We start from the raw sequence: 22,197 nt of genomic DNA on the forward strand, positions 1-22,197 counted from the left end.
GGGGCTCGCGCTGCACGCGGTGGCGGCGCGTGCGCGGCGCGCGGGCCCCCACCCGGACGGCTCGGACGGCAGCCGCTGCCAGGACGCGCCCGGCGTGAGTACCCTTGGCACCTATGAGCACTCTTGAGCCCGAGCCCGAGCGCGGGGCAGGTACGGGGACCCTCGTAGAGCCGACGCCACAGGTGTCGCACGGTGACGGCGACCACGAGCGCTACGCGCACTATGTCCAGAAGGACAAGATCATGGCGAGCGCCCTCGACGGTACGCCCGTCGTGGCGCTCTGCGGCAAGGTGTGGGTCCCCGGCCGCGACCCGAAGAAGTATCCCGTCTGTCCCATGTGCAAGGAGATCTACGAGTCCATGGGAGCGGGCGGCGACAAGGACAAGGGCGGCGGCAAGGACGGCGGTAAGAAGTAGTTCGTCTGGGGCTTCGCCCCTTGCCCCCTTTTCGGCGCTTCGCGCCTCGTCCTCAAACGCCGCACGCCTCGTCCTCAAACGCCGGACGGGCTGAAACTGCCTCGTCCTCGAACGCCGGACGGGCTGATACTGCCCGTCCGGCGTTTGTTGTCTGCGTGTCGTTGCATGTGCCGCAACGGGCCTTTTGCGGTGCGCAATCGCGTGGCAGCCTCGCCCCCATGACCTTTGAGGAACTGATCCCGGCGCCCGCACGCGCCGAGAGCCCCGGTGGTGACGGCTTCACCTTCGATGCCTCGACCACGCTCTGGGCAGGACCCGGTACGGAGTCCACCGAACGCTGGCTGCGGGTCGCGCTCGGTGGTGCCCTTCACCTTCCGCTCGCGCCCGGCGCGGAGGGCGCGAGCGGGGGTGTCTCGCTCCGTCTGGACGACGGCCTCGAACCGGAGGCGTACCGGCTGACCGTCACCGGCGACGGTGTCGAGATCCGCGGCGGCGCGGCGGCCGGGGTGTTCTGGGGAGCGCAGACGCTGCGTCAGCTCCTCGGCCCGGACGCCTTCCGGAAGGCGCCCGTCACCGCCGGACGGGAACGTACCGTCCCACGGGGCGTCATCGAGGACGCACCGCGATTCGGCTGGCGCGGCATGATGCTCGACGTGGCCCGGCACTTCATGCCGAAGGACGGCGTCCTGCGCTATCTGGACCTGCTCGCCGCGCACAAACTCAACGTCTTCCACTTCCACCTGACGGACGACCAGGGCTGGCGGGTGGAGATCAAGCGCCACCCGCGGCTCACCGAGGTCGGCGCCTGGCGGCCGCGTACCAAGTGGGGGCACCGCGCCTCGGAGTTGTGGGACGAGAAGCCGCACGGCGGTTACTACACGCAGGACGACATCCGCGAAATCGTCGCGTACGCCGAGTCCCTGCACATCACCGTCGTCCCGGAGATCGACGTGCCGGGGCATTCGCAGGCGGCGATCGCCGCGTATCCCGAGCTCGGCAACACCGATGTCGTCGACACGGCCGCGCTGTCGGTGTGGGACACCTGGGGTGTCACACCGAATGTGCTCGCGCCCACGGACGGCACCCTCCGTTTCTACGAGGGGGTGTTCGAGGAGCTCCTCGAGCTGTTCCCCTCGACCTTCATCCATGTCGGCGGCGACGAGTGTCCCAAGGAGCAGTGGAAGGACTCCGCCGCCGTGCAGGCCCGCATCGAGGAGCTGGGGGTCAGCAACGAGGACGAGTTGCAGAGCTGGTTCATCCAGCACTTCGACAAGTGGCTCTCCGCGCGCGGGCGTCGGCTCATCGGCTGGGACGAGATCCTGGAGGGCGGGCTCGCGGCGGGCGCGGCCGTGTCGTCCTGGCGCGGGTACGGCGGCGGCATCGCGGCGGCCCAGGCGGGCCACGACGTCGTCATGTGCCCCGAGCAGCACGTGTACCTGGACCACCGTCAGCACGGCGGCCCCGACGAGCCCGTGCCCATCGGCTTCGTACGCACCCTGGAGGACGTCTACCGCTTCGAGCCGGTGCCGGCCGAGCTCACCGGCGACGAGGCGAAGCACGTCCTCGGGACGCAGGCCAACGTGTGGACCGAGGTGATGGAGTACCAGGGGAGAGTGGACTACCAGGTCTTCCCGAGGCTCGCGGCGCTCGCCGAGGTCGCCTGGCGTACGCTCCCGGCGCCCGCGGAGCGCGACTTCGCCGACTTCGAACGGCGAATGACCGCCCACTACGCGCGACTTGACGCCCTCGGCGTCGACTACCGCCCGCCGGGCGGCCCGTTGCCGTGGCAGAAACGTCCCGGAGTGCTCGGACGCCCGATCGAGGGGGCGCCCCCAAACGTGTGAGGCGAGGCCCGAGCGCGTGCTCCCGGCGGTCCGCGGTGCGACCGTGGGCCGCCAGGAGAAAGCCGTACAAGGATCACCGAAGAGTGGCAATTCCCGCTGACCGCCGAGGGAGTGCGAAAACGGCATATCCCCCAGGTCTGCGGACGAACGTCTCCTAGCGGACCCCGTCGCCGGGGCCCGGCGAAGATGTGCCAGAGTTGCCACGTCCGGGTTGTGAGCACGTACCGTACGGCGGAACAGGCGTAACGGTGAGAACGGCGCGCAAGCCGCCGGGCCATCGGGAAGGGGCAGCCGGTTTTGACCACGCACGCACCGCGGGCGGCGCAGGGGGCGCAGTCTGTGACGCTGCCTGCCACGCTCGACGAGGCCGTCGCGGCGCTCGCCGCCGCGCCCGCCGCCGCGCCCGTCGCGCCCGCCGCCGTGCCCGTCGCGGGCGGCACGGACCTGATGTCGTCGGTCAACGCGGGTCTGCTCCGCCCCGCCGCCCTCGTCGGCCTCGGCCGCATCAACGAGATCCGCGGCTGGCAGTACCAGGACGGACACGGGCTGCTCGGCGCGGGCCTCACGCACGCGCGCATGGGGCGCCCGGACTTCGCCGCGCTCATCCCGGCGCTCGCCGCCGCCGCGCGCGCCGCGGGACCGCCGCAGATCCGCAACGCGGGCACCCTCGGCGGCAACATCGCGTCGGCCGCGCCCACCGGCGACTCGCTGCCCGTACTCGCCGCCCTTGAAGCCGTGTTGATCATCGCGGGGCCGGGCGGCGCCCGCCGCGAGATCCCGGTCTCGCACCTGCTCGCGGGCATGGAGATGCTGGCTCCCGGCGAGCTCATCGGGTACGTGCGCGTGCCGCTGCTGCACGCCCCCCAGGTCTTCCTGAAGGCGACCGGGCGCACCGGCCCGGGGCGCGCCACCGCGTCGGTCGCCCTGGTGCTCGACCCGGCGCGCAGGGGGGTGCGGTGCGCCGTCGGCGCCATCGCGCCCATGCCGCTCAGGCCCCTGGAGGCCGAGCAATGGGTGGCCGGGCTCATCGACTGGGACGGCGAGCGCGGTCTGGTGCCGGAGGCCCTGACGGCCTTCGGCGAGTACGTCGCCGCGGCGTGCGTCCCCGACCACCCGCCCGCCGAGGACGGCACCGCGCAGCCGCTGCCGCCCGCCGTACTGCACCTGCGGCGCACCGTCGCCGCGCTGGCCCGACGAGCACTGGGGAGGGCGCTGTCGTGACCGACGGTCAGAGGAATGGCACGGGCGGCTGGCAGCCGCATCCGCAGGGTGAGTACGACGCGGACGCCACCGCGTTCGTGCAGCTCCCCGAGGGCGCGGCCGACGCCGTGAGCACCCCGCTCGCCGCCCCCGGGCACGGCTATGTGCCGCCGCAGATAACGGTCGCGCCGACCGCGCCCGACGCCACCGACCCGGCGGCCACGGGCGTGTGGGTGCTGCCCCCCGAGATCACCGGCATGGCGCCCGCGTCGTCCGGCGGCGCGCAGTCCGTGAGCTGGCCCGACCCCGGCACGCAGACGGGCGCCCACCCGCAGCAGCAGCTTCCGGCCGAGGCCGCCCCCGACGCGTACGACCCGCGCGACACCGGACAGTGGACGTTCCCGGACGCGATGCCCTCGCACCCGCAGGAGCAGGGCGGGGCCGCCGTCGGGCACGACGTGACCGGGCAGTGGTCCATCCCCGTCGCGGACGGTGATCTTCCGGACGAATCGGGCGAGTTCGCGACGTCGTCGCTTGCGGAGCAGTGGGGGGGTACGCCGCCCGCGACGCTGCCGGGCGGGGCGCCCGCGCCCTGGGCCGCGTCGTGGCCGGCGCAGGCCCCGGAGGCGTCCGAGCCGCCGCAGGCGTCCCCGTTCCCGGAGGCGCCCCAGGCTCCGCAGTCGTTGGGGTATCCGGCGAACCCGGCGAACCCGGCGAACGCCGCGGAGTCCGCGCCTGCGGGCCACGCGCCCGTGCGGCACGGGCAGTCCGGCGCGGGGGAGACAGGGGGGACCCCTGAGACCCCCTTCGAGCGGACCGCCAAGCTGTTCGTCGTGAGCCGCCGCCCGGACGGGTCTCTCGGCCCTGCGGGGCAGCGCGGTGACGATGACGGTAGCGGCGACGTACGGGACGAAACGGGTGGCTACCCGGCCGACGCGCACGCGTCCGCCGAGCCCGGTTCCCAGCCGGGTCCGGTCGCCGCGCCGGGAGCCACGACGGCTCCGGCGCCCGGCGGGCACGGAGCGGACTTCGCGGGCGGCGCGCACGGGGCGGGACCCGGGTACGGAGGGGACGCCGCGGCCGCGGCGCACCACGCACCCGACGTGGACCCCGCGTTCGTGAACCTCGCCCCCGGCGTGCAGGCCGCGCCCGCACACCACGCGCCCGAGGCGGGCGGTTTCGCCGACGCGGGCCACCTCCGGGACACGGACGGTGCGTCGCAGGCGGGCCTCGCCACGGGGGCGGACCACCTGCCCGACGTGGACTTCGCCTTCGACGGCGACGACGAGTCCGGAGCGGACTCCGGCTACGGGACGGGCCACGCCCACCAGGCCGACCACCTCCGTGACGCCGACGCCGCGTACGCGGCGGGCCACACCCACAGGGCGGACCACCCGCGTCACGCCGAAGGCGCGCCCTCGGCCGACCACGCGCACGACGCGGCGGACGCGGCCCTCGCCTCCGACGCGCACGACGACACCCGAGCGGCCCTCGCCGCCGAGGCGGACCAGGACCCGGAGGCGGACTTCGCCCTCGACGCGGCCCTCGCTCCCGACGCGGACCCCGGCGCCGACGTGGACGACGAGTTCCCAGCGGCCCTCGCCTTCGGCGGGGACTTCACCCCCGGCGCCACCCCCGACGTAACCCCCACCCACGACGAGGCCCCCGCCGGGGACGTCCCCCCCGCCGGGGAGACAGCCCATCCCGCGGAAGCGGAAGCGGAAGCCGCCGCGGCGACAGCAGCGGCGGACCACGCCTCGCAGGCGCCCCACGCCCCCGCCCCGGCCGACCCCGGTGCCGACCCCGGCGCACACGCACACGTAGACGCACCCGCAGACACCGAAGCCGACGCCCCGTCCACCAAGGCCCCGCCCAAGGCTCCGGAGCCAGGCCCCGTTCCGCAGGACGAGCACCCCCTCGTGTCCTACGTGCTGCGCGTCAACGGTGCCGACCGGCCCGTCACCGACGCCTGGATCGGGGAGTCGCTGCTGTACGTGCTGCGGGAGCGGCTCGGGCTCGCGGGGGCCAAGGACGGGTGTTCGCAAGGCGAGTGCGGGGCCTGCAACGTGCAGGTGGACGGGCGGCTCGTCGCGTCCTGCCTGGTGCCCGCGGCCACCGCGGCGGGCAGCGAGGTGCGTACCGTCGAGGGCCTGGCCGTGGACGGGCAGCCCTCCGACGTGCAGCGCGCGCTGGCCAACTGCGGCGCCGTGCAGTGCGGCTTCTGCGTACCCGGCATGGCGATGACCCTGCACGACCTGCTCGAAGGCAACCCCGCGCCCAGCGATCTGGAGACCCGCCGCGCGCTGTGCGGCAACCTGTGCCGCTGCTCCGGCTACCGGGGCGTCCTCGACGCGGTCCGCGACGTGGTCGCCGAGCGCGAGGCGAAGGGCGCCGCCAACGAGCAGGAGCAGCACCAGGCAGGACAGGACCGGAGCGGACAGCACCAGGCCGGACAGCACCAGGCCGGGCAGGGCGGACAAGCCCAACCCCAACAGAACGGCGCGCCCCGCGTGCCGCATCAGGCGGGCCCGTACGGCCAGGACGGAGGCCAGGCGTGAGCAACGAGACCGCCGCCGCGCCCGCGCCGGGCGCGGAGCAACTGCCGCACGGCATCGGCTCGTCACTGCCGTCGGCGGAGATCAGGGCCAAGACGGAGGGCACGTTCCCGTACGCCGCCGACCTGTGGGCCGAGGGCCTGCTGTGGGCGGCCGTGCTGCGCTCCCCGCACGCGCACGCGCGCATCGTGTCCATCGACATCACCCACGCCCAGGACATGCCGGGCGTACGCACCGTCGTCACGTACGAGGACGTGCCGGGCGAGCCGCAGCACGGCCGCAAGACCGCCGACCGCCCGCTGTTCGCGTCCGAGGTCGTGCGCCACCACGGCGAGGCGATCGCCGCGGTCGCCGCCGACCACCCCGACACGGCCCGCATGGCCGCCGCCGCGATCATCGTCGAGTACGAGCTGCTCGACCCGGTGACCGACCCCGAGCAGTCCTTCGAGGCCGCCCCGCTGCACCCCGACGGCAACCTCATCCGCCACATCCCGCTGCGCCACGGCGACCCGGAGGCGGCCGGAGAGGTCGTCGTGGAGGGTCTCTACCGGATCGGACGGCAGGACCCGGCGCCCATCGGCGCGGAGGCCGGACTCGCGGTGCCCCGCCCGGACGGCGGCGTCGAGCTGTACATCGCCTCCACCGACCCGCACGGCGACCGCGACATGGCCGCCGCCTGCTACGGCCTCGCCCCCGAGCGCGTGAAGGTCGTCGTCACCGGCGTCCCGGGCGCCAGCGCCGACCGCGAGGACGCCAGCTTCCACCTGCCGCTCGGCCTGCTCGCCCTCAAGACGGGCTGCCCGGTCAAGCTCACCGCGACCCGTGAGGAGTCCTTCCTCGGCCACGCCCACCGCCACCCGACGCTCCTGCGCTACCGCCACCACGCGGACGCGGACGGCCAGTTGGTGAAGGTGGAGGCGCAGATCCTGCTCGACGCGGGCGCGTACGCCGACACCTCCGGGGACGCGCTGGCCGCGGCGGTCTCCTTCGCCTGCGGTCCCTACGTCGTCCCGCACGCCTTCATCGAGGGCTGGGCGGTCCGCACCAACAACCCGCCCTCCGGCCACGTACGCGGCGAGGGCGCCCTCCAGGTCTGCGCCGCGTACGAGGCGCAGATGGACAAGCTCGCCAAGAAGCTGGGCGTCGACCCGGCCGAGCTGCGGCTGCGCAACGCGATGGCGACCGGCGACATCCTGCCGACCGGGCAGACCGTGACGTGCCCGGCCCCGGTGGCCGAACTCCTCGCCGCCGTACGGGACTTCCCGCTGCCCGAGCTGCCCAAGGACACCCCGCAGGAGGACTGGCTGCTGCCCGGCGGCCCCGAGGGCGCGGGCGAACCGGCCGCCGTGCGGCGCGGCGTCGGCTACGGCCTCGGCATGGTCCAACTCCTCGGCGCCGAGGGCGCGGACGAAGTCTCCACGGCCACGGTGAAGGTCCACGACGGCATCGCCACGGTGATCTGCGCGGCCGTCGAGACCGGCCAGGGCTTCACGACCCTCGCCCGCCAGATCGTCCAGGAGACCCTGGGCATCGACGACGTGCGCGTGGCTCCCGTGGACACCGATCAGCCCCCGGCCGGGCCGAGCTGCCACGGCCGCCACACCTGGGTGTCGGGCGGCGCGGTCGAACGCGCCGCGAAAATGGTGCGTACGCAGCTGCTCCAGCCCCTCGCCCACAAGTTCGGCATGTCGACCGAGCTGCTCCAGATCGCCGACGGCAAGATCACCTCGTACGACGGAGTGCTCTCCACCACCGTCGAGGAGGCGATGGACGGCAAGGAGCTGTGGGCCACGGCGCAGTGCCGCCCGCACCCCACCGAGCCGCTCGACGCCGACGGCCAGGGCGACGCCTTCGTGGGCATGGCCTTCTGCGCGGTTCGCGCCGTCGTCGACGTGGACATCGAGATCGGATCCGTACGGGTCGTGGAACTCGCCGTCGCCCAGGACGTCGGCCGCATCCTCAACCCCACGCAGCTTCGGGTCCGGATCGAGGCGGGCGTCACCCAGGGCGTCGGCGCGGCGCTCACCGAGAACCTGCGCACCCCGCGCGGCCTCGTCCGCCACCCCGACCTGACGGGCTACGCCCTGCCCACGGCCCTGGACGCCCCCGACATCCGTATCGTGAAACTCGTCGAGGAACGCGACGTGGTCGCCCCCTTCGGCGCGAAGGCGGCGAGCGCGGTACCGGTGGTGACGTCCCCCGCGGCGATCGCGTCGGCCGTGCGCGCGGCGACGGGACGCCCGGTGAACCGCCTGCCGATCAGACCGCAGGCGGCGGTGGGCTCGGAACTGGCGTAGAGCAGGGCCTATATCAGCCCGTCCGGCGTTTGAGGACGAGCCGCGGGGCGGAGCCCCCTGGTTACGGGAAGGGGCGGGCCTGGGGCGCCCCGCGAGGGACCCACGGCCCCCAGCGCCTCCGGAAAAGAAGAGGAACCCTCGGCCGCACCGAGGTAACTTCGCGCGGGTGAACGCTGCAGCCACCACCCCCGAAGGGGTCATCGTCATCACCGGCATCATGGCCGCCGGCAAGTCCACGATCGCCCAGGCGCTGGCCGAGCGACTGCCCCGCGCCGCACACGTACGGGGCGACACCTTCCGGCGCATGATCGTCTCCGGCCGCGAGGAGTACGAACCCGGGGCCGGCGACGAGGCGGAGGCCCAACTCCGGCTCCGCTACGGCCTGTCGGCGTCGACGGCGGACGCGTACGCCGCCGCGGGCTTCACCGCGATCGTCCAGGACGTGATCCTCGGCGAGGAGCTGAAGCGGTACGTCGACCTGGTGCGGACGCGCCCCCTGCACGTCGTCGTGCTCGCCCCGCGGCCCGCCGCGGTGGCCGCGCGCGAGTCCGCCCGCGGCAAGACCGGCTACGGCGAGTGGACGGTCGAGGCCCTGGACGAAGGGCTGCGCGCCACCACGCCACGTATCGGACTGTGGCTGGACAGCTCGGAGTTGACGGTGGATCAGACGGTGGACGCGATTCTGGCGCGGCTCGACGAGTCGGCGGTGGTCTGAGAGTGGAATGTCACCGACCGGTGCCCGTACGGTCGCGATGACGCCGCAGGCGTGTCATCCCCCCATAAATCCCTTTTGTTAGCGGCGAGTTGAAGGGCACCATCGAAAGTGTTCCGAGCAAGTACGCCACAACTACGGGGGAAATCATGGGGGATGACGGTGACACGGGCTGGGGCTGACCCCGGCGTACCGAGCGTGACGCGGGGCCTCGCGGATTGAGGCGCCGCCAGGGGCGGCCCCGGACGGGGCCGCCCCTTCTTCGCGCGGAGGCCGTGACCGGAATCGAACCGGTGTGCTTCGCTTTGCAGGCGAATCCCTAAACCACTCGGGCACACGGCCACGTCGTACGCTCTGGCCGTACGTGACGTACCGACCGTAGGCACTGCCGCCCGCGCCGCTCAAGCTTCGGGCGGCCGCCGCAACGCGACTGCCATGCGGCGTTCACAGAGCGACTGGAGATCCCATGACGACCCTGCCCGACCGCCCCAGCACCGCCGTGCTCGTCATCGACATGCAGAACGGCGTGGTGGCCGAGGCGCACGCGCGCGACGCCGTGGTCGCGAACATAGCCGCCGTGGTGGACAAGGCCCGCGCGGCGGACGTGCCCGTGGTCTGGGTCCAGCACTCCGACGACGAGCTCCCGCGGGACAGCGAGAGCTGGCGCTATGTCCCGGAACTGGTCCGCCGCGACGGCGAGTCCGTCGTCCACAAGCACTACGGCGACTCCTTCGAGGCCACCGACCTGGAGGCCGTGCTCGCCGAACGCGGCGTCGGCCACCTCGTCGTCACGGGCGCCCAGACCGACGCCTGCATCCGCTCCACCCTGCACGGCGCCTTCACCCGCGGCTACGACGCCACCCTCGTGTCCGACGCCCACACCACGGAGGACCTGACCCGCTACGGCGCCCCTGCCCCGGACCTGGTGATTGCGCACACGAACCTGTACTGGCACCGCCAGAGCGCGCCCGGGCGGCGCGGGGGCACGGTGGCCGCGGCGGAGCTGACCTTCGGGCCGAAGGTCTCGGACACGCTCTAGGCGGCCGTGTCGTACGTGTAGTGCGGCGTGTGGTCGAGCATGTCGGCCGGGGTGACGTCGCCCCAGGGGCGCATCGTGTCGCGGAGGTCGACGACGTTGCGGGTGCCGGCGGCGGGCAGGTAGGGCGAGTTGGGGTGGCGGGACTGCCACTGGGTCCACAGCTTGTCTATGTAGGCGTGGTGGAGCCAGAAGACGGGGTCGTTGGGGGAGGCCCCGGTGGCCATGTGGCCGCCGACCCACACGTGCACGCGGTTGTGGAGGTTCACGCCGCGCCAGCCTTCGAGGTGGTTGCGGAACCCGTCGGACGCGCTGTTCCACGGCGGGGCGTCGTACGTGGACATGGCGAGGACGGAGTCGACCTCGGCCTTGGTGGGCAGCTGGAGCCCGCGCGGGCCGAGGGCGCGGCGCAGGAAGTCGCGGCCGTCGACGCGGACGTTGATGCGCCAGCCGTTGCCGGAGCCGGCGAAGGCGCCGTCGGTGACCTGGCCGTCGCGGCTGCGGCCGGTGCCGCCGAGGAAGTCGGGGGCCCAGAGGGAGGAGGCGGGGGTGCGGTCGGTGGTCCAGTCCCAGTAGGGCAGGGCGACAGACGGGTCCACGGACTGCAGCGCCTGCTCGAACTGTATGAGGAACCGGCGGTGCCAGGGGAGGAAGGACGGCGAGCGGTGGCCGACGCGGTCGCTGTCGTCGCGGTCGCTCATGATGAAGTCGTTGTGGGTGCTGACGAAGGAGTCGTAGCGCCCGTCGCGCTTGAGGGCGAGCAGGGCGTCGATGAAGCGCCGCTTCTCGTCGGCGGTGAGCTGGGCCTGGTTCTTGCGTACGGTCATGGCGGTGCGCTCCGGATCAGACGGCGGACGGGGACGGGGCGAGCGGGACGAGCGCGGCGCCCTGGAGTTCGACGACGGCGGCGCGGGCGAGGGCGCGCGGAGTGGCCCGGGGCTCGTAGTGGTTGATGACGCTGATCCAGGTGCCGTCGGCGTTGCGCATGATGTGCAGGTCGTCGCCGTCTATGCGGATGGCGTAGCCGTCGCCGTGGTCCCCGTGGTGGCCCCCGCCGTGGCCCCCGGTGGGCCCGCCCTGGATACGGCGGCCGAGGTAGACCTCGTCGAAGGAGCCGGGCTGGTCGGCGGGGCCGCTGTGGGCCGCCGGCGCGGCGGCCCGGGCGGAGCCGGTGAAGGCGAGGCCGGCGGCGGCGCTCGCGGTGACGCCGAGGGCGTGACGGCGGGTGATTCCGGACATGCGTAAAACCCCCAAGTAAGCGTGGTGAAAGGGCGGTTCCGGTGGTCGGCCGGACTGCCGTTGCCATGCGTACAGGGAGGGAGGAGTGGGGACGAAATCGACGCGAGGAGTTGCCCACCCTTACGGACAACTACGCACAAATAGTGCAGACTTGTACGAGGAGGATCCTGCTGTCAGTGCGCCCGCGGTGCGCGCAGGCCGCAAATTCTCCGCTTGAAGTGAGGGTAACGTGAAAAATCTTCACCAATGGCTCACGGGTCGTGCCCCGGATCACAGGGAAAACCTGTCCGAATGACACGGCCCCGTCCGCGCGGAGCAGGCGTACGACCAAGGTCCCACCAACTCACCGTCTTCCGGCAGCAGACCGCCCCCGGCGGCCGCTCCTACGCTGGCCGACATGACCGCCCTGGACCCACGCGACGCCGAAGTCGCCACAGCCCCGCCCGCCTCCGGGACACCGACGCCCTCCCGGGACTCCGTCCTCGGCAAGCCCTACCGCGCCCTCAGCATCGGCATCGTCTCCGTCGTCTTTCTCATCGCGTTCGAGGCGACCGCCGTGGGGACGGCGATGCCTGTGGCGGCGCGGGAGCTCGACGGGGTTCCGTTGTACGCCTTCGCGTTCTCGGCGTACTTCACGACGAGTCTGTTCGGGATGGTGCTTTCGGGGCAGTGGGCCGACCGGCGCGGGCCGCTGGGGGCGCTGGCGGGCGGGATCGGGGCGTTCGCGGCGGGGCTGTTGCTCGCGGGGACCGCGGGGGCCATGTGGCAGTTCATTCTGGGGCGTGCGGTGCAGGGGTTGGGAGGGGGGCTGGTCATTGTCGCGCTGTATGTGGTGGTCAGCCGGGCCTATCCGGAGGCGCTGCGGGCGTCCATCCTCGCGGCGTTCGCGGCCAGTTGGGTCATACCGTCCGTGATCGGGCCGCTGATCGCCGGGACGGTGACCGAGCACGCGGGCTGGCGCTGGGTGTTCCTCGGCATCCCCGCCCTCGTCGCCGTCCCGCTCGCCCTCGCCCTGCCCGCGATACGGCGGACGGCGTCGGGCCCCGTCGACCCGGACGCCCCCGCCGAGCCCTTCGACCGCCGCCGCGTCCGCCTCGCCCTCGGCATCTCGCTGGGCGCGGGGCTGCTCCAGTACGCGGGCCAGGACCTGCGGTGGCTCTCGCTGGTCCCGGCCGTGCTCGGCGCCGCCGTCCTCGTCCCGGCCGTGCTCGGGCTGCTGCCGCGCGGCACCTACCGGGCGGCGCCCGGGCTGCCGTCCGTCGTGCTGCTGCGCGGCGTGGCCGCGGGCTCGTTCATCGCCGCCGAGTCCTTCGTACCGCTGATGCTCGTCACCGAGCGCGGCCTGTCGCCGACGCTCGCCGGGCTCTCCCTGGCGGCGGGCGGCGCGACCTGGGCACTCGGCTCGTACCTGCAGTCGCGGCCCCGTATGGAACCGCACCGGGAGAAGCTGGTGGTCACCGGCATGGTCCTGGTCGCCGCCGCCATCGCCACCGCGCCGAGCGTCCTCGTCGACGCCGTCCCGGTGTGGACCATCGCCGTCGCCTGGGGCTTCGGCTGCCTCGGCATGGGCATGGTGATCGCTTCGACGAGCGTCCTGCTGCTCCGCCTGTCGCCCCCGGAGGACGCGGGCTCGAACTCCGCCGCCCTTCAGATATCCGACGGCCTGTCCAACTCCCTGCTCCTCGCCGCGGGCGGCGCCGCGTTCGCCGCGCTCGGCGGCGGCATGACCGGGGCGGCCCACACCGCCGAGGCGAGCGGTTCCCACCCGGCCGCGTTCACCGCGGTGTTCCTGCCGATGGCCGCGGTCGCCCTGGCGGGGGCGTGGCTGGGGACGCGGCTGCGGGGGTCGCACGAGGTCGTGTGACGCCCGTCGCACCCTGCGGTGCGCCCCCGCGTCAACTCCGAGGCGCGGCCGTCCCACCGGTAGGGTGGCCGGGTTGTCGTACCTACCAGTGCCTACCAGTACCTACGCCCGAGTCCCAGCCCGCCAGCCCCGAACGTGCCGGCGTCCCAGCGTCCCTGCGTCAAAACCCGGAGACCGTGACTACCACCGCCGCCTCCTCGTCACATCACCTGTCCCCGGCCTTCCCCGGCCGCGCCCCCTGGGGCACCGCGAGCAAGCTGCGGGCCTGGCAGCAGGGTGCGATGGAGAAGTACCTCCAGGAGCAGCCGCGCGACTTCCTCGCGGTCGCCACCCCCGGCGCCGGCAAGACGACGTTCGCGCTGACGCTCGCGTCCTGGCTGCTGCACCACCACGTCGTGCAGCAGGTGACCGTGGTCGCGCCCACCGAGCACCTGAAGAAGCAGTGGGCCGAGGCCGCCGCACGGATAGGGATCAAGCTCGACCCGGAGTACAGCGCGGGCCCGCTCAGCAGGGAGTACCAGGGCGTCGCCGTGACGTACGCCGGTGTCGGCGTCCGCCCCATGCTGCACCGCAACCGCGTCGAGCAGCGCAAGACGCTCGTCATCCTCGACGAGATCCACCACGCCGGTGACTCCAAGTCCTGGGGCGAGGCGTGCCTGGAGGCGTTCGAGCCCGCGACCCGGCGGCTCGCGCTCACCGGTACGCCGTTCCGGTCCGACACCAACCCGATCCCCTTCGTGGCGTACGAAGAAGGGAACGACGGAATCCGGCGGTCCGCCGCCGACTACACGTACGGATACGGCAGCGCGCTCGGCGACGGCGTCGTGCGGCCCGTCATCTTCCTCTCCTACAGCGGCAACATGCGCTGGCGCACCAAGGCCGGCGACGAGATCGCCGCGCGGCTCGGCGAGCCCATGACCAAGGACGCGGTCTCGCAGGCATGGCGCACCGCGCTCGACCCGCGCGGCGACTGGATGCCGAACGTCCTGAAGGCCGCCGACCAGCGCCTGAGCGAGGTCCGCAAGGCCATCCCGGACGCGGGCGGGCTCGTCATCGCCTCCGACCAGGACTCCGCCCGCGCGTACGCCAAGCTCATCCGCGAGATGACGGGGACCAGGCCCACGCTGGTGCTCTCCGACGACACCGGTGCCTCGCAGCGCATCGACGACTTCAGCGGCAGCGACGACCGGTGGATGGTCGCGGTCCGGATGGTGTCGGAGGGCGTCGACGTGCCGCGCCTCGCGGTGGGCGTGTACGCGACGACGATCTCGACGCCGCTGTTCTTCGCCCAGGCCGTGGGCCGTTTCGTACGCTCCCGGCGGCGCGGCGAGACCGCCTCCGTCTTCCTGCCCACCGTCCCCGACCTGCTCGGCTTCGCCAACGAGATGGAGGTCGAGCGCGACCACGTGCTCGACAAGCCGAAGAAGCAGGGCGAGGAGGATCCGTACGCCGAGTCCGAGCAGGAGATGGACGAGGCCAACCGCGAGCAGGACGAGGACACCGGCGAGCAGGAGCAGTTCTCCTTCGAGGCCCTGGAGTCCGACGCGGTCTTCGACCGGGTGCTCTTCGACGGCGCCGAGTTCGGCATGCAGGCGCACCCCGGCAGCGAGGAGGAGCAGGACTACCTCGGCATCCCGGGGCTCCTCGAACCCGACCAGGTGCAGATGCTGCTCCAGAAGCGGCAGGCGCGGCAGATAGCGCACAGCAAGAAGAAGCCCGCCGAGGAGGCGGACCTCCTGGAGATCCCCGCCGAGCGGCGGCCCGTCGTCTCCCACAAGGAACTCCTCGAACTGCGCAAGCAGCTCAACACGATGGTCGGCGCGTACGTCCACCAGAGCGGCAAGCCGCACGGCGTGATCCACACCGAGCTGCGCCGCACCTGCGGCGGCCCGCCGAGCGCGGAGGCGACGGCCGGTCAGCTCCGCCAGCGCATCGCGAAGGTCCAGGAGTGGGCCACCCGCATGAAGTGACCCGTCGGTACGACCTGCTGTAAGGAATCGTGCGCTCCGCGTGCAGACACTGTGCGCGGAGCGTCCATATACGGCGGGACGTATCGGGGTATTCCGGTCGCTCTTTCCTTCCCCTTGACCGGATTCTGGACGGAGTCTTCCGCTGAGCGGGACGCCCTCGCTACTGTCCCCGCTACACAACGCCCCGTGGCAGCGCCGCCCCGGAGCGCAGCCGGTGCGCCCGCCGTAGAGGGGGCCGTCGACCCTCACCACTAAAGGAGTGGGCGTCGTGACCGCGGAGACATCTCAGACGCTCGACCGAGGACTGCGCGTCCTCAAGCTGCTCGCCGACACCGACCACGGCCTGACCGTCACCGAGCTCTCCAACAAGCTCGGCGTGAACCGCACCGTGGTGTACCGCCTGCTCGCCACCCTGGAGCAACACGCCCTCGTGCGGCGTGACTTGGGGGGGCGCGCGCGTCGGGCTCGGCGTGCTGCGGCTCGGCCGGCAGGTCCACCCGCTCGTCCGGGAGGCCGCGCTGCCCGCGCTGCGCGCCCTCGCCGAGGACATAGGGGCGACCGCGCACCTCACCCTCGTCGACGGCACCGAGGCACTCGCCGTCGCCGTCGTCGAGCCCACGTGGACCGACTACCACGTGGCGTACCGCACGGGCTTCCGGCATCCCCTCGACCGGGGTGCCGCGGGCAAGGCGATTCTCGCCGCGCGGCAGGGGCAGGTCACCGACCCCGGGTACGCCCTCACCCACGGGGAGCTGGAGGCCGGGGCGAGTGGGGCCGCGGCGCCCTTGGTCGGGGTGACCGGGATAGAGGGGAGCGTAGGCGTGGTGATGCTGGCGGACTCCGTCCCGGAGCGGGTGGGCCCACGGGTCGTGGACGCGGCCCGCGAGGTGGCCGACGCGCTGCGCTGAGGAAATCAAGCCCGTCCGGCGATTGAGGACGAGCGAGGCCGAAGGCCGCGATCAACGGCGCCCACGCCCACGGGTGAGATCAAGGCGGGTTAGATTGAAGCGGTGTTCTCCCGACTCGCTCGTCTGAGCCGCCCCAAGGCCCTCGCAGTGGCCGCCGTGCCCGTAGCAGCCCTGCTGGGCGTGACGGCGCTCGCGCCCCTCCCCTTCGCCGTCGCCCAGCCGGGCGGCACCGCCGACGTACTGGGGGAGTACAAGGGCAAGCCAGTCCTGTCGATCAGCGGAGCGCAACTGCGCAAGACGGAGGGCGAGCTCCGGATGACGACCATCGTGGCCACGGGCCCGCAGATGGACGTGCGGCTCGGCGACGTCATCGACGGCTGGTTCCGTACGGACCGGGCCGTGATGCCGAAGGACTCCGTCTATCCGGACGGCGACGACGTCAAGGAAGTCGAGCGGCACAACCTCGGCGACATGCGGGAGTCGCAGGACGACGCCACCAAGGCGGCGCTCGGCTATCTGCGGGCGAACGGCGTGGACGGCACCGACAAGATCAAGGTCAAGGCCGACCTCGGCAAGATCGGCGGGCCGAGCGCGGGCCTGTTCCTGTCGCTCGGCATCATCGACAAGCTGGACGGCGACGGCAGCGGCGGCGACCTGACCGGCGGCCGCGCCATCGCGGGCAGCGGCACGATCGCCGCGAACGGAAAGATCGGCGCCGTCGGCGGCGTCGCCCTGAAGACGCAGGCGGCGGCCCGCGACGGCGCCACCGTCTTCCTCGTGCCCAAGGCCGAGTGCTCGGACGCCGAGGCCGAGAAGCCGAAGGGCCTCCGGCTGGTCCCGGTGACTACGCTGGCGAGTACGGTCGACGCACTGCGAGCCCTGCGGAAGGGCGAGGACGTCCCGAGCTGCTGACCAGGCGCAGGCCCAACTCGACGAGGGTCCAGCCCAGTTGGGTACGCAGCGGGGCGCGCCGCGGCTGTCGGGCCGGGCGGGCCGGGGCCGCGCGCCGCAATTCCGCCGCGCGTGCGTGGTGCACGTACAGGTGTGCGTCGGGGTGCATGCCGCGACTACCTCTCAGTCTGTGGGGCGGGTCGGGATCAGGTGGGTGTGCAGGCGGACCTTGGCGGCGTCGGGGGCGCCCTCCTCCGGCGCCAACTCCCGGTATTCCTCGATGAGTTCGTGGAGCCGCGTCTTGAGCTCCGTGGCGCGGTCGGGCGTCAGGTCCAGCGTGAAGTCGCTGATGTCGGCGCTCTCGATCCAGTCCTGCGACCAGTCCTGCCCGGTGGCGAGCCAGGTGGCGACCTCTTCGGCGTGGTTCGCCGTGTGCTCGTGCATGAAGGTGCTGTAGGCGCCGCGCACCGAGGGGTCCGCGTCCTTGGAGAGGTCGTTGTCCAAGTGCGTGCCGTCGTAGACGGCCCGCCACCACCGCTCGCGGCCCTTGCCGCGCTCCGGGTCGTCCTCCACGAAGCCGTACTCCGCGAGCTGGCGCAGGTGGTAGCTCGTGGCCCCGCTCGACTCGCCCAGGCGCTGGGCCAGTTGGGAGGCCGTGGCGGGGCCGTCCATGCGCAGCGACCTGAGAAGCCGCATCCGCAGCGGATGTGCGATGCCGCGCAGCGAGCGCGGGTCGAGATTCAGGACCTTGCGCGTCGGCGCGTCCGGCTCGGGCTGCTGCTCTTCCGTCATGCCCCGCAGCCTACGCATGCAAAGACTCCGTTGCAACGCTTTCTTTGCAACGGAGTCTTTGTACGGCGACGGGGAGGTGGCTGAAGGCCCAGGGGCCCGCCTACTCCTTCACGAACCCCTCCTCCACCATCCAGTCGAGCGCCACCCCGTGCGGATCCTGCCCGTCCACATCCACCTTCGCGTTCAGGTCCTGCGCCACCTTGTTGTTGAGCTTCTTGGTGATGGGGGCCAGGACCTCGGCGATCTCCGGGTACTTCTTCAGGGTCTTGCCGTTGATCTCGGGGGCGGCGTTGTAGTTGGGGAAGAAGCGCTTGTCGTCGGCCATCGGCGTCAGGTTCATCGCCTTGATGCGGCCGTCGGTGGTGAAGACCTCGCCGTAGGTGCAACTGCCCTTCGCGGCCTGGGTGTAGATGATCCCGGTGTCCATCTGCGTGATGTTCCCGGCGGGCAGCTTCATGCCGTACTTCTTCTGCATGCCGGGCAGGCCGTCCGCGCGGTTGGCGAACTCGCCCTCCACGCACACGGTGACCGCCTTCGGGTCGGACTTCGACAGGGCGGCGACGTCGGAGAGCGTCTTCGTGCCGTACTTCTTGGCGTTGGACTCGTTCATCGCCAGGGCGTAGGTGTTGTTCAGGGAGGCGGGCGGCAGCCACGAGACGCCGTTCTCCGCGTCCGCCTTCCGTACGGCCTCCCACTGCTGCTGGGGGTCCGGGATGGGGTCGGAGTTGCCCAGGTAGGTGATCCACGCGGTGCCCGTGTACTCGTACATGGCGTCCGCGTCACCGCCCTTGACCGCCTCGCGCGCGCCGATGGAGCCCTGGATGCCCGTCCGGTCCAGGACGTCCGCGCCCGCCGCCTGGAAGGCGATGCCCATGATCGCGCCCAGGATGAGCTGCTCGGTGAACTCCTTCGAGGTGACGGTGAGATCGGCGCCCTCCAGGGGCCTGCCCTGCCCGACGATGCCGGGCTTGACGTCGTCCACCATGGGCGAGCCGCTGGTCAGACCGCACCCCGCGGCCGCGAGCAGCAGCCCGCCCACCGCCGCGAGCGCCTTCGTACGCGTACGCACACGCATCGCGCGCCTCATGTCCGCACCTCCAGGCCGCGTGGGCTGAGCACCAGCTCGGCCAGGGAGGCCAGCCAGTCCACCAGCAGGGCCAGGACCACCGTCAGGATCGAACCGAGCATCAGGACCGGCATGCGCTGGTTGGTGATGCCCGTCGTGATCAGGACGCCGAGGCCCCCGCCGCCGCCGAAGGTGGCGAGCGTCGCCGTGCCCACGTTCAGGACGAGGGCGGTGCGCACGCCCGCGAGGATCAGCGGGACGGCCAGCGGGAGTTCGACCTTGGCGAGCACGCCCAGGGGGGACATGCCGATGCCGCGCGCGGCTTCCAGGAGGGTGGGGTCGTTGGCGCGCAGGCCCGCGATGGTGTTGGAGAGGACCGGCAGCACGGCGTAGATGATGATGCCCGTCAGGGCCGCCTTCTCGCCGATGCCCATCCAGATGACGAGCAGCGCGAGCAGGCCGATCGCCGGGGTCGCCTGGCCCATGTTCGCCAGGGCCATGAACGCCGGAGCGGCCTTGCGGAAGGCGCCGCGGGTGAGCAGGATCCCCAGCGGGATCGCGATGATCAGGACGAAGAACGTCGAGATCGCCGTCAGCTCGATGTGCTGGCGCAGCGCCTTGCCCACCTGCCCGTTGGACAGTGCGTTCTCGGAGAGCGGGTCCAGGTCGGCCTGCTCGAACCAGAGCCAGGTGGCGATCAGGACGGCCGCGAGCACGGCGGGCAGGATCGTCAGCTTCTGCCAGGTGATGCGGCGCGGCTGCCGGGCCGCGAGCGGCGACGCCGGCGCCTCCTGCTCGGCCTCGCCCTCGTCGCGGAACGCCAGGCCCTTGACCTCGTGCTCGCCCTGGGGGCGGGCGGGGGCCCTGGCGGCCGGTTTGCGTTCGGGAATGCGGGGTTCGCCCCCGGGGGCCGGGCTCACGCCTTCGCCTCCCCGCCGTGGCCCTCCTGCTCCTGGTGGGTCAACTGGGCGCGCTGCTCCTCCAGTTCGTGCTGGTGCTCCATGGCGTCGAGGCGGTCGGCCTCCAGCATCTCGTGCACGGAGTTCATCAGGGTCTCCATGTCCACGACGCCCGTGTACTCACCCCGCCGGCCGGTGACGGCGACCCGTCCGGCGTTGTCGGTGAGGACGGCCTCCAGGGCGTCCCGCAGCGTGGCGTCGCGGGTCACCGTGTCGTGCACGAGGGTGCCCGCGCGGGCCAGGGAGCCCTTGGCCCGCATCAGGTCGCCGCGGCGCAGCCACTTGTAGGGGCGGCGCCGCTTGTCGAGCAGGAGCAGCTCGTTGGTGCCGCTCGCGCGCAGCTTCTCGAAGATCGTCTGGAGCGGGTCGTCGACGGTCACGGTCGGTACGTCCGCCATCTCCACGTCGCGTACGCGCGTCAGGTTCAGCCGCTTCAGGGCCGCCCCCGCGCCCACGAAGCCGGACACGAAGTCGTCGGCCGGGTTGGTGAGGATGGCCTCGGGGGTGTCGAACTGGGCGATGTGCGAGCGCTCCCGCAGGACGTCGCCCAGCTTGATGGCCTCGTCGAAGTCGTGCGTGACGAAGACGATCGTCTTGTGCAGCTCGTGCTGGAGGCGGATCAGCTCGTCCTGGAGGTGGTCGCGGGTGATCGGGTCGACCGCGCCGAAGGGCTCGTCCATCAGCAGGACGGGCGGGTCGGCGGCCAACGCACGGGCCACGCCCACGCGTTGCTGCTGGCCGCCGGAGAGCTGGCGCGGATAGCGGCCGTGGAACTCGCCGGGGTCGAGGCCGACCAGGTCGAGCATCTCCTCCACCCGCGACTTGATCTTCTGCTTGCCCCAGCCGGTCATCTTCGGTACGAGGGCGATGTTCTGAGCGACCGTCATGTGCGGGAAGAGCCCGGAGGACTGGATGGCGTAGCCGACCTTGCGGCGCAGCCGCACCGGGTCGATGTCCGTGACGTCCTCGCCGTTGATGCGGATGCGGCCGCTGGTCGGCTCGATCAGGCGGTTGATCATCTTCAGGGTCGTGGACTTCCCGCAGCCCGAGGGGCCCACGAAGATGACGATCTCGCCCGCCTTGATCTCCATGTTCACGCTGTCCACGGCCGGTTCGCCGCTCCCCGGATAGCGCTTGGTGAGGTTCTCCAGCTCGATCGTCGCGCCGGTGGTGGCACGCGGGGCCGGCGCCTGCTGGGGCGCGGCGGTGGCGGTGCTCGTCTCGGACGTCTCAGACACGGATACCCCTCGGAATCGTCAGCCGGCCGATCAGGACGTACGCGGCATCGAAGAGCAGCGCCAGGACGATGATCCCGAGCGTGCCCGCGAGCACCTGGTTGAGCGCGTTCTTGCTGCCGAGGGACGCGATGCCGCGGAAGATCTCATTGCCGAGGCCGGGCCCGGAGGCGTACGCGGCGATCGCGGCGATGCCCATCAGCATCTGCGTGGACACCCGGATGCCGGTCAGGATCGGCGGCCACGCGAGCGGCAGCTCGATCCGTACGAGCCGGTGCACCCGCGACATCCCGATGCCCTTCGCCGCGTCCACCAGCGTCGGGTCGACCCCGCGCAGGCCGACGATCGAGTTGCGCACGATCGGCAGCAGGCCGTAGAGGGTCAGCGCGGTCACCGTCGGGGCGACACCGAGGCCGACGACGGGGATCAGCAGACCGATCATGGCCAGGGACGGAATGGTGAGGATCGTGGAGGTCGCCGTGGTGGCCAGGTTGCCCGCCCACTCGCTGCGGTAGGTCACGACGCCGATCAGGACGCCGATGGCCGTGGCCACCACCATGCACTGGAAGACGGCGCTGGCGTGCTGGTAGGCGTCCGTCAGCAACTGCTGATGGCGGCTGCCGAGGTAGTCCCAGAAGTTCATCTGTGCCATTCACCTCGCCGAAAGCGTTGGGACGGTAGTCCTACCCACGCCCCGCGTCGTCGGACGCCTGTTCCACCAGCGGGATGATCCGCAGCGGGACAGGGTTCTCCATGACGATCGCCGTGGAGGCCCGGACGATGCCATCAAAACCCACCACGCGGTCGATCACACGTTGGAGATCGGCGTTGGAGCGGGCCACCAGGCGGCAGAGCATGTCGCCGTGGCCGGTGATGGTGTGCAGTTCGAGCACCTCGGCCACGGTCGCCAAATGGGCCCGTACATCGGCGCCCTGCCCCTGTTTGATCTCCAGCGTCGCGAACGCCGTCACCGGATAGCCGAGCGCGGCCGGATCGACGTCCGGGCCGAAGCCGCGGATGACTCCGTTCGACTGAAGCCGGTCCATCCGGGCCTGCACCGTGCCGCGCGCGACCCCCAGGCGCCGGGACGCCTCCAGGACGCCGATCCGCGGCTCACGCGCGAGCAGCACGATGAGCCTGCCGTCCAGATGATCGATCGCCATGCCGCCTCCGTAGTAGGCATCGTGTACAGAACGCCCGCTGAGATGGGCCT

At 72.2% G+C, this 22,197-nt stretch carries 18 protein-coding genes, 1 tRNA gene and 1 pseudogene; 11 read left to right on the plus strand and 9 right to left on the minus strand.

Translation table 11 applies throughout. The features are described from left to right. Nucleotides 1-113 precede the first annotated feature (113 nt). The 6 genes from STRAU_RS30495 to STRAU_RS30520 all read left to right on the plus strand — a co-directional run bounded on the left by STRAU_RS30495 (nt 114) and on the right by STRAU_RS30520 (nt 9,027). On the plus strand, nt 114-416 hold the full coding sequence (locus STRAU_RS30495) for a DUF3039 domain-containing protein (protein ID WP_078621613.1): 303 nt from the start codon (nt 114-116) through the stop codon (nt 414-416). A 218-nt stretch (nt 417-634) separates the two neighbouring features. Further along, a complete protein-coding gene (locus STRAU_RS30500; protein WP_016644274.1) occupies nt 635-2,260 on the plus strand; it encodes a beta-N-acetylhexosaminidase in 1,626 nt (541 codons plus the stop codon). A 297-nt stretch (nt 2,261-2,557) separates the two neighbouring features. Continuing rightward, the gene (locus STRAU_RS30505; protein WP_037662971.1) at nt 2,558-3,481 is read left to right on the plus strand and encodes an FAD binding domain-containing protein; all 924 of its coding nucleotides are present in this window, start codon (nt 2,558-2,560) and stop codon (nt 3,479-3,481) included. Further along, nucleotides 3,478-6,018: a 2Fe-2S iron-sulfur cluster-binding protein gene (locus tag STRAU_RS44085; protein WP_016644277.1), complete on the plus strand. Its 2,541-nt coding sequence runs from the start codon at nt 3,478-3,480 to the stop codon at nt 6,016-6,018. The genes STRAU_RS30505 and STRAU_RS44085 overlap by 4 nt, the downstream gene beginning before the upstream one ends. Next, entirely contained in the window at nt 6,015-8,312 is a 2,298-nt protein-coding gene (locus tag STRAU_RS30515; protein ID WP_016644278.1) for a xanthine dehydrogenase family protein molybdopterin-binding subunit, read from the plus strand. Before STRAU_RS44085 ends, STRAU_RS30515 begins: the two co-directional genes overlap by 4 nt. 166 nt (nt 8,313-8,478) lie before the next feature. Further along, a complete protein-coding gene (locus STRAU_RS30520) occupies nt 8,479-9,027 on the plus strand; it encodes an AAA family ATPase (protein ID WP_016644279.1) in 549 nt (182 codons plus the stop codon). A 267-nt stretch (nt 9,028-9,294) separates the two neighbouring features. Here STRAU_RS30520 and STRAU_RS30525 read toward each other — a convergent pair. Further along, a tRNA-Cys gene (locus STRAU_RS30525) sits at nt 9,295-9,366 on the minus strand. A gap of 124 nt (nt 9,367-9,490) precedes the next feature. On the opposite strand from STRAU_RS30525, the gene STRAU_RS30530 reads away from it, so the two are divergent. Beyond that, on the plus strand, nt 9,491-10,063 hold the full coding sequence (locus STRAU_RS30530) for an isochorismatase family protein (protein ID WP_016644280.1): 573 nt from the start codon (nt 9,491-9,493) through the stop codon (nt 10,061-10,063). On the opposite strand, the gene melC2 is transcribed toward STRAU_RS30530, so the two are convergent. Together melC2 and melC1 are read right to left on the minus strand one after the other, a co-directional pair. Further along, nucleotides 10,060-10,887: a tyrosinase MelC2 gene (melC2, locus tag STRAU_RS30535; protein WP_016644281.1), complete on the minus strand. Its 828-nt coding sequence runs from the start codon at nt 10,885-10,887 to the stop codon at nt 10,060-10,062. The two genes, STRAU_RS30530 and melC2, sit on opposite strands and share 4 nt — an antisense overlap. A gap of 16 nt (nt 10,888-10,903) precedes the next feature. Continuing rightward, on the minus strand, nt 10,904-11,299 hold the full coding sequence (gene melC1, locus STRAU_RS30540) for an apotyrosinase chaperone MelC1 (protein WP_016644282.1): 396 nt from the start codon (nt 11,297-11,299) through the stop codon (nt 10,904-10,906). 397 nt (nt 11,300-11,696) lie between these two features. Here melC1 and STRAU_RS30545 point away from each other — a divergent pair, with 397 nt between their 5' ends. From STRAU_RS30545 to STRAU_RS30560, 4 genes and pseudogenes are all read left to right on the plus strand, one after another. Next, the gene (locus STRAU_RS30545) at nt 11,697-13,163 is read left to right on the plus strand and encodes an MFS transporter (protein WP_016644283.1); all 1,467 of its coding nucleotides are present in this window, start codon (nt 11,697-11,699) and stop codon (nt 13,161-13,163) included. A gap of 176 nt (nt 13,164-13,339) precedes the next feature. Continuing rightward, nucleotides 13,340-15,133 (plus strand): DEAD/DEAH box helicase, encoded by a 1,794-nt coding sequence (locus tag STRAU_RS30550; protein WP_016644284.1) that lies wholly within the window; start codon nt 13,340-13,342, stop codon nt 15,131-15,133. Nucleotides 15,134-15,401: 268 nt separating this feature from the next. Next, nucleotides 15,402-16,041: pseudogene (locus tag STRAU_RS30555) on the plus strand (IclR family transcriptional regulator). 102 nt (nt 16,042-16,143) lie between these two features. Continuing rightward, on the plus strand, nt 16,144-16,953 hold the full coding sequence (locus STRAU_RS30560) for a S16 family serine protease (protein WP_078621615.1): 810 nt from the start codon (nt 16,144-16,146) through the stop codon (nt 16,951-16,953). Between the two features lie 162 nt (nt 16,954-17,115). On the opposite strand, the gene STRAU_RS30565 is transcribed toward STRAU_RS30560, so the two are convergent. From STRAU_RS30565 to STRAU_RS30590, 6 genes are all read right to left on the minus strand, one after another. Continuing rightward, nucleotides 17,116-17,724: a winged helix-turn-helix domain-containing protein gene (locus STRAU_RS30565; protein ID WP_016644287.1), complete on the minus strand. Its 609-nt coding sequence runs from the start codon at nt 17,722-17,724 to the stop codon at nt 17,116-17,118. Between the two features lie 100 nt (nt 17,725-17,824). Next, entirely contained in the window at nt 17,825-18,811 is a 987-nt protein-coding gene (locus STRAU_RS30570) for a glycine betaine ABC transporter substrate-binding protein (protein WP_397893033.1), read from the minus strand. Next, nucleotides 18,808-19,710 (minus strand): ABC transporter permease, encoded by a 903-nt coding sequence (locus STRAU_RS30575; RefSeq protein WP_016644289.1) that lies wholly within the window; start codon nt 19,708-19,710, stop codon nt 18,808-18,810. Before STRAU_RS30575 ends, STRAU_RS30570 begins: the two co-directional genes overlap by 4 nt. Further along, nucleotides 19,707-20,987: a betaine/proline/choline family ABC transporter ATP-binding protein gene (locus tag STRAU_RS30580; RefSeq protein WP_016644290.1), complete on the minus strand. Its 1,281-nt coding sequence runs from the start codon at nt 20,985-20,987 to the stop codon at nt 19,707-19,709. Before STRAU_RS30580 ends, STRAU_RS30575 begins: the two co-directional genes overlap by 4 nt. Next, entirely contained in the window at nt 20,980-21,627 is a 648-nt protein-coding gene (locus STRAU_RS30585) for an ABC transporter permease (protein ID WP_037662975.1), read from the minus strand. The genes STRAU_RS30580 and STRAU_RS30585 overlap by 8 nt, the downstream gene beginning before the upstream one ends. Before the next feature lie 40 nt (nt 21,628-21,667). Further along, nucleotides 21,668-22,147, minus strand: a complete 480-nt coding sequence (locus STRAU_RS30590; RefSeq protein WP_016644292.1) for an Lrp/AsnC family transcriptional regulator — start codon at nt 22,145-22,147, stop codon at nt 21,668-21,670. Nucleotides 22,148-22,197 lie beyond the last annotated feature (50 nt).

It is taken from the genome of Streptomyces aurantiacus JA 4570 (genome assembly GCF_000414115.1).
GTDB lineage: Bacteria > Actinomycetota > Actinomycetes > Streptomycetales > Streptomycetaceae > Streptomyces > Streptomyces aurantiacus_A.

Excerpts from the sequence above, each read along its gene's own strand:
- STRAU_RS30530 (WP_016644280.1), top strand. The coding sequence starts at position 9,491 with ATGACGACCCTGCCCGACCGCCCCAGCACCGCCGTGCTCGTCATCGAC.
- melC2 (WP_016644281.1), bottom strand. The coding sequence starts at position 10,887 with ATGACCGTACGCAAGAACCAGGCCCAGCTCACCGCCGACGAGAAGCGG.
- STRAU_RS30545 (WP_016644283.1), top strand. The coding sequence starts at position 11,697 with ATGACCGCCCTGGACCCACGCGACGCCGAAGTCGCCACAGCCCCGCCC.
- STRAU_RS30495 (WP_078621613.1), top strand. The coding sequence starts at position 114 with ATGAGCACTCTTGAGCCCGAGCCCGAGCGCGGGGCAGGTACGGGGACC.
- STRAU_RS30565 (WP_016644287.1), bottom strand. The coding sequence starts at position 17,724 with ATGACGGAAGAGCAGCAGCCCGAGCCGGACGCGCCGACGCGCAAGGTC.
- STRAU_RS30590 (WP_016644292.1), bottom strand. The coding sequence starts at position 22,147 with ATGGCGATCGATCATCTGGACGGCAGGCTCATCGTGCTGCTCGCGCGT.
- STRAU_RS30585 (WP_037662975.1), bottom strand. The coding sequence starts at position 21,627 with ATGAACTTCTGGGACTACCTCGGCAGCCGCCATCAGCAGTTGCTGACG.
- melC1 (WP_016644282.1), bottom strand. The coding sequence starts at position 11,299 with ATGTCCGGAATCACCCGCCGTCACGCCCTCGGCGTCACCGCGAGCGCC.
- STRAU_RS30500 (WP_016644274.1), top strand. The coding sequence starts at position 635 with ATGACCTTTGAGGAACTGATCCCGGCGCCCGCACGCGCCGAGAGCCCC.
- STRAU_RS30570 (WP_397893033.1), bottom strand. The coding sequence starts at position 18,811 with ATGAGGCGCGCGATGCGTGTGCGTACGCGTACGAAGGCGCTCGCGGCG.